This is a genomic window from Affinirhizobium straminoryzae (genome assembly GCF_007004135.1).
Taxonomy (GTDB): Bacteria; Pseudomonadota; Alphaproteobacteria; order Rhizobiales; family Rhizobiaceae; genus Neorhizobium; species Neorhizobium straminoryzae.
Genome location: NZ_VJMG01000112.1, coordinates 1 through 7120 on the forward strand (window position 1 = coordinate 1; position 7120 = coordinate 7120).

Annotated in this window: 7 protein-coding genes; 6 read left to right on the forward strand and 1 reads right to left on the reverse strand. The window is 62.8% G+C overall.

Translation table 11 applies throughout. From position 1 onward, the window contains the following. The 6 genes from FNA46_RS25200 to FNA46_RS25225 all read left to right on the forward strand — a co-directional run. Positions 1-526, forward strand: a 526-nt coding sequence (locus FNA46_RS25200) for a glycine cleavage T C-terminal barrel domain-containing protein (RefSeq protein ID WP_281288990.1), incomplete at its 5' end; no start/stop codon positions are given. Positions 527-627: 101 nt separating this feature from the next. Continuing rightward, the gene (gene gcvH, locus FNA46_RS25205; protein ID WP_143127993.1) at positions 628-990 is read left to right on the forward strand and encodes a glycine cleavage system protein GcvH; all 363 of its coding nucleotides are present in this window, start codon (positions 628-630) and stop codon (positions 988-990) included. Then, entirely contained in the window at positions 990-3854 is a 2865-nt protein-coding gene (gene gcvP, locus FNA46_RS25210) for an aminomethyl-transferring glycine dehydrogenase (protein ID WP_143127994.1), read from the forward strand. The genes gcvH and gcvP overlap by 1 nt, the downstream gene beginning before the upstream one ends. Before the next feature lie 276 nt (positions 3855-4130). Then, positions 4131-4442, forward strand: coding sequence for a flagellar basal body protein (locus FNA46_RS25215; RefSeq protein ID WP_143127995.1), 312 nt, complete (start codon positions 4131-4133; stop codon positions 4440-4442). 230 nt (positions 4443-4672) lie between these two features. Then, positions 4673-5920, forward strand: a complete 1248-nt coding sequence (locus tag FNA46_RS25220; RefSeq protein ID WP_143127996.1) for an MFS transporter — start codon at positions 4673-4675, stop codon at positions 5918-5920. Between the two features lie 67 nt (positions 5921-5987). After that, positions 5988-6416, forward strand: coding sequence for a plastocyanin/azurin family copper-binding protein (locus FNA46_RS25225; RefSeq protein ID WP_143127997.1), 429 nt, complete (start codon positions 5988-5990; stop codon positions 6414-6416). Positions 6417-6567: 151 nt separating this feature from the next. Here the strand turns inward: FNA46_RS25225 and FNA46_RS25230 are convergent, their stop codons facing one another. Continuing rightward, positions 6568-6912: a hypothetical protein gene (locus FNA46_RS25230; RefSeq protein ID WP_143127998.1), complete on the reverse strand. Its 345-nt coding sequence runs from the start codon at positions 6910-6912 to the stop codon at positions 6568-6570. Positions 6913-7120 lie beyond the last annotated feature (208 nt).

Genomic DNA, 7120 nt, shown 5'->3' on the forward strand with positions numbered 1-7120 from the left:
CGTGCCCGCGACAAAGGCCGAGGAACTGGCCAGGGCGCTGCTGGCGCATCCGGATTGCGAGGCGATCGGCCTTGGCGCCCGCGATTCGCTGCGGCTCGAAGCCGGCCTCTGCCTCTACGGCAACGACATCGACACGACGACCTCGCCGATCGAGGCCGCCCTCGAATGGGCCATCCAGAAGGCCCGCAAGGCCGGTGGCGACCGTACCGGCGGTTTCCCGGGTGCAGACCGCATTCTTGGCGAACTGGCGAACGGCACAACCCGCCGCCGCGTCGGCCTGAAGCCGGAAGGCAAGGCGCCGGTGCGCTCGCATGCCAGACTGTATGCCGACGCCGAAGGCCAGACGGAAATCGGCGAAGTGACGTCAGGCACCTTTGGTCCCTCGGCCGAAGGCCCGGTCGCCATGGGCTATGTGCCGACGGAATTTGCCGATGTCGGAAAACAGGTCTTTGCGGAAGTCCGCGGAAAATACCTGCCGGTCACCGTCGCCGCCCTGCCCTTCGTCACGCCGACATACAAGAGATAGCTCTCGGATGCTTGCGTTCACGCCCCCCTTTGTTCGTTGGGACAGAGGGGACTGCACGGTAAAACGAACCATGTCTTTCAACAGATCAAAGAGGACCTCCCATGCTGAAATTCACCGCTGAACACGAATGGCTGAAGCTCGAAGGCGATGTCGCAACCGTCGGCATCACCCAGCACGCCGCCGACCAGCTGGGCGACCTTGTTTTCGTGGAACTGCCGGAGGTCGGCGCCACGTTCGACAAGAACGGCGAGGCCGCAACCGTCGAAAGCGTGAAGGCGGCCTCGGATGTCTATTGTCCGCTGTCCGGCGAGATCGTCGAGATCAATGAAGCGATTACCGCCGACCCCTCGCTCGTCAATTCCGATCCGCAAGGCAAGGGCTGGTTCTTCAAGCTGAAGCTCGCCAATGTGGCCGATGCCGACGACCTGCTGGATGAAGCCGCCTACAAGGAGCTGATCGGCTGATGTCTGACACCCGCGATTTCCACTTCACCGATTACCAGCCCTATGACTTCGCCAACCGGCGTCATATCGGCCCCTCGCCCTCCGAAATGGCGGAGATGCTGAAGGTGATCGGCTACCGTTCGCTCGATGCCCTCATCGACGCGACTGTGCCCTCCTCCATCCGCCAGCGCGAGCCGCTGGCCTGGGGTGCAGCACTCACCGAACGCGAGGCGCTCGACCGCCTGCGCGAAACCGCCAACAAGAACCAGCCACTGACCTCGCTGATCGGCCAGGGCTATTACGGCACGATCACGCCGCCGGTCATCCAGCGTAACATTCTGGAAAACCCGGCCTGGTACACGGCCTATACGCCCTACCAGCCGGAAATTTCGCAAGGCCGTCTCGAAGCGCTCCTGAACTTCCAGACGATGATCTGCGACCTGACGGGCCTTGATGTCGCCAACGCCTCGCTGCTGGATGAGGCAACTGCAGCCGCGGAAGCCATGGCGCTTTGCCAGCGTCAGGCGAAGTCGAAGGCGACCGCGTTCTTCGTCGATGCGAACTGCCATCCGCAGACGATCGCGCTGATCGAAACCCGCGCCGCCCCACTCGGCTGGAAGGTGATCGTCGGCAACCCGTTCACGGATCTCGATCCGGTCGATGTGTTCGGCGCGATCTTCCAGTATCCGGGCACGCATGGCCATGCGCGTGATTTCGCTGGCCTGATTGCCCGCCTGCACCAGACCGGTGCCGTGGCTGCCGTCGCCTCCGATCTGCTCGCGCTAACGCTTCTGAAGTCGCCCGGCGAGATGGGAGCGGACATCGCCATCGGTTCCTCGCAGCGCTTCGGCGTGCCGATGGGCTATGGCGGTCCGCATGCAGCCTTCATGGCGGTCAAGGATGCGCACAAGCGCTCCATGCCCGGCCGTCTCGTCGGCGTTTCCGTCGATGCCCGCGGCAACCGCGCCTATCGCCTGTCGCTCCAGACCCGCGAGCAGCATATCCGCCGTGAAAAGGCGACGTCGAACATCTGCACCGCACAGGTGCTGCTCGCCGTCATGGCCTCCATGTATGGCGTCTTCCACGGCCCCGAAGGCTTGAAGGCGATTGCCCAGCAGGTGCACCGAAAGGCCGTGCTGATGGCCAAGGGTCTCGAAAAGCTCGGCTATACGGTAGAACCCGAAACCTTCTTCGACACGATTACCGTCGACGTCGGCCACATGCAGGGGCTCATCCTGCGCGCCGCCGTGGCCGAAGGGGTCAACCTGCGCAAGGTGGGCACCACGAAGATCGGCATGTCCTTGGATGAGCGCACACGTCCGGTGACGCTGGAAGCCGTGTGGCGCGCCTTTGGCGGCAATTTCAAGGTTTCGGATTTCGACGCGGACTATCGTCTGCCGAAGGACCTGCTGCGCACGTCACCCTACATGACGCATCCGATCTTCCACATGAACCGCGCCGAAAGCGAGATGACCCGCTATATCCGCCGGCTCTCGGACCGTGATCTGGCGCTCGACCGGGCAATGATTCCGCTCGGCTCCTGCACCATGAAGCTCAACGCCACCGCGGAAATGCTGCCGATCACCTGGCCGGAATTCTCCGACATGCATCCCTTCGCTCCGGTCGACCAAGCCGCCGGCTACAAGGAAATGATCGAGGATCTGTCGGCCAAACTCTGCCAGATCACCGGCTATGATGCCTTCTCGATGCAGCCGAATTCCGGCGCGCAAGGGGAATATGCGGGGCTTCTCACCATCCGCAACTACCACATCGCGCGCGGCGATACCCATCGCGATGTCTGCCTCATCCCAACCTCCGCGCATGGCACCAACCCGGCCTCGGCGCAGATGGTCGGCATGAAGGTGGTGCCTGTGAAGGCCAAGGAAAACGGCGACGTGGATCTCGATGATTTCCGCGCCAAGGCCGAACAGCATTCCGCCAATCTCTCGGCCTGCATGATCACCTACCCGTCCACGCATGGCGTGTTCGAGGAAACAGTGCGCGAGATCTGCGAGATCACGCACGCGCATGGCGGTCAGGTCTATCTCGACGGGGCCAACATGAACGCCATGGTGGGCCTTGCCCGCCCTGGCGACATCGGCTCCGACGTCTCCCACCTCAACCTGCACAAGACCTTCTGCATTCCGCATGGCGGCGGCGGTCCCGGAATGGGTCCGATCGGCGTCAAGGCGCACCTTGCCCCCTACCTGCCCGGTCATCCGGAATGGGACGGGCGCGACGGTGCCGTCTCGGCCGCGCCCTTCGGTTCGCCCTCGATCCTGCCGATCAGCTGGTCCTACTGCCTGATGATGGGGGGCGAAGGCCTGACGCAGGCAACCAAGGTGGCGATCCTCAACGCCAACTACATCGCGGCCCGCCTCGCAGGCAGCTATGACGTGCTCTACAAGTCCGCATCGGGCCGCGTCGCGCATGAATGCATTATCGACACCCGCCCGCTGGCGGCTTCCGCCGGTGTGACGGTGGACGATATCGCCAAGCGCCTGGTCGATTGCGGCTTCCATGCGCCGACCATGAGCTGGCCGGTGGCCGGCACGCTGATGATCGAGCCGACCGAATCGGAGACCAAGGCCGAGATCGACCGCTTCTGCGACGCCATGCTGGCGATCCGCGAAGAAGCGCGTCAGATCGAGGAAGGCAAGATGGACCGGGAGAACAATCCGCTCAAGAACGCCCCGCACACGGTGGAAGATCTCGTTGGCGAATGGACGCGGCCCTATTCCCGCGAACAGGCCTGCTTCCCGCCGGGCTCGTTCCGCGTGGACAAATACTGGTCGCCGGTCAACCGCATCGACAATGTCTATGGCGACCGCAATCTCGTCTGCACCTGCCCTCCGATGGAGGACTATGCGCAGGCAGCGGAATAAAGGCCGCAATCCGCAGACGAATGTCTGTCACGCTCTCCCTGCCCGCCAGGGGGAGCGCTTTGTCGAGACCTCGGCGATAAGGCGGCAGCGCCCGAGGGGAAACAGCAGCAAAACCGTGCCGCCGCCGCACAGGAGGTTGCAAAGCGGTAAACCGAAACGGTCGAGGTTTACCACGCTTCATCCTTCATCAAGCGTGACGCAGGCCCGCGCAAGACAGATGTGATCCGGTCGCTATACTCCGGCCCCAGGCATATTTGCCCGGAGAGGTGGGGAAGGATGACACTGAGCGCCGTGAGCAACACCGCATTGTCGGGCATGCAGGCACAGCTTATGCGGCTTTCCGCCACGGCCAACAACGTTGCCAATGCCGATACCACCGGCTATTCCCGCCTCTCCACCCAATTCTCTACCAGCCCGACCGGAGGCGTGACGGCACAGGTGAAACCGTCAGACACGGCGCAAGGCAGCGAGCCGCTTCAGGACATGCTCGCACAGACCGAGGCGTCGATCGGCTTCAGGGCGAACGCCATGGTATTCGAGACCGGTGCCGATCTGTGGCAGATGCTCTCATCGATCAACAGAAGCTAGAGTATTCCGTCGAAAGTGGGGACCGGTTTCGCGTTCGGAATTGCCTGAAAACAAAAAAGATGGAGCGTGTCGGGCGATTGCGTGTTCGCCGGAAACGCTCCAATGCAGCCGACAAACGCATTTTGGTCACAGCGCCAGGTCAACGGAACGTGAAGGAACATTTTCCGGCGGCAGCAACCATGTTCCAGGCCGCGCATTAAGGATGCGGCTTTCACAACATCTGGTTCCCGATGTCCGTCGCGTCCTCTCCGCAAACCGGATCTTCGTCCGGCTTCCTCACCGACCGTTCCCTTGTTGCCCTTGCCGTGCTGAACTTCTTCCTGGCAGATGCGCGGGATGGGCTGGGGCCGTTTCTGGATGCCTTTCTCGCCACGAATGGCTGGTCGTCCATGGCGCTTGGCGCCATCGCCACCGCCGGTGGCCTGATCGGTCTCGTCGCAACGCCGATCTTCGGCGAACTGGTCGATAACAGCCGCTGGAAACGCGCCCTGATCGCAGGTCCGGTGATCTTCGTCACCATCGCGGCTCTCGTCACCCTCCTCTCTCCAAACCCCGCCGTGGTGTGGTTCGGGCAGATGGGCACGGCCCTCGTCGGCGCCATCATCGGGCCGGCACTCGCCGGCCTCACGCTCGGCCTTGTCGGAGAACGGCTGTTTGCCCGGCAGATCGCCCGCAACGAATTCTGGAACCACGGCGGTAATTTTCTCTCGCTTTTCGCCGTGTTTCTCGTGGTGCCGGCTTTCGGCACCGGCGGCATGACCTGGCTGATGATCGCAACCGCCCTCGGAACGCTTGCCGCCATCGTCGCAATCGATCCGAACCGCATCGACCATGATGTGGCGCGCGGTCTGGACAAGGATGCGGGCAGCCATGCCCCATCGGGCATCCGTGTTCTCCTGAGGGAACGCGGCCTTCTGCTTTTGGCGATCATTCTCCTCATCTTCCATTTCGGCAATGCCCCGATGGGGCGTCTGATCGCCCAGGATTTCGCACTGGAACTGCAGACACCGTTTCGCACGACGGCCATCATCACCGGCGTTGCCCAGGCTGCGATGATCGTCGTGGCCGCGCTTGCGCCGATGCTGATCCGGCGTTTCGGTCTGTCAGTGATCTTCCTCGTTGCACTGAGTGCGCTGCCGCTGCGCGGCCTGCTGGCCGGCAGCTTTTCCGGCTTCTGGGTGATCTATCCCGTGCAATTCCTCGATGGCGTCGGCGCCGGCCTGCTCGGCATCCTGACGCCGGTCGCCGTCGAACACATGCTGAAGGGCACCGGCCGCTTCAATCTCGGCCTCGCCTCCGTCATGACGATCCAGGGCGTCGGCGCCTCGCTCAGCAATGTGGTGGCCGGCTGGCTGGTAACGAAGGGCGGCTTTGCACTGTCGCATTTCGTGGGCGGCGGCATCGCCTTCCTCGCGATGATCATCTTCATCCTGTTCCGGAGAGATATCATCGTCGACGACAAGGCGTCGCAGACATAGCCGGCCTTCAGGATGCTGTCAGCTTTCGGGTCCATCGTTCCCCCGGCTGACACACGGAGAAAACCCCATGGCCTTTTCACTGCGCTATTTTACCCTCGTTGCCGCCTCGCTGCTGCTTTCCACCCAGGCCTTCGCGGCCAGCACCATCATGGTGAAGGAAGATGGCGAAGGTGGTGGCCCGATGACGATCACGCTTGACCGCACCACAGTGCCGGCCGGCGACGTGACGTTCAAGGTGCACAACGACGCCATGACCGAAGAGCACGAAATGGTGCTGATCAAGCTGAAATCGGCCGATCAGACGATCCCGGTCAATGCCGCCAAGCACCGTGTCGATGAATCGAAACTGAAGAGCCTCGGCGAAGTGGCAGACCTGAAGGCCGGCAAGGACGGCCAGTTGAAGGTGAAGCTGGCGGCCGGCGAGTACCTGCTGCTCTGCAACATCAAGGGGCACTTCGAAGCCGGAATGAAGGCCCGCCTGACAGTGACCCCGTAAGACCGATCGGCGGCATGCCACGCACGCCATCGCCGCATAGAGCGCGGGCCGCACCCGACCGGGAGCGGCCCGTTGCGTTCGCGAACACCCGGCCTGCCCCGCGTTACGCTTGACGAACGCCACAACGGCTAATCTTCAGAGACGCACACTGTCATTCGATTGTGTAGGTTCCGACCTCGCACACATCCAGCTTGTCGCTGACATTCTCATAGCCCTGCTGGTAATCGGGCGCCTCGAACTCCGCGAAGATCGAGTAGAGGCAGGTCTTGCCGTCCGTCGGCACGACCAGGGTCCGGGACTTGCCGGCCGCCAGACCGCGCTTCTTCAGCAATTCAACCTTCTGGCCCTTGCCATCCGCCGGCCGCACGGTGAAGCGGATGATCATGCCATCCGTCTTGTTCTCCAGCACCAGTTCCTCATTGGCCTGCGCCACGAGAGGCAGCAGCAAAAAGCTCGCCCCCATCAGGGTCGAGAGCAAAAAGGCGGCAGCGCGCATTCAGGTCATCTCCGATCACAGAACGTCGAAACCTCGCATGAGGATCAGCAGCCTCACAAGCGGGTGATCGCCGGCTGGGATTTTATGTCAGTTGTCTGGGACGCGATGTTGGCGCCGTCCTGGACAGGCCGCAGGCGAATAGTCACCAGCATGGGCTGGAAATACGGCTTCAAGCGCCCGACCGCTCCTGCCCGGCCCCTCGCTTTGG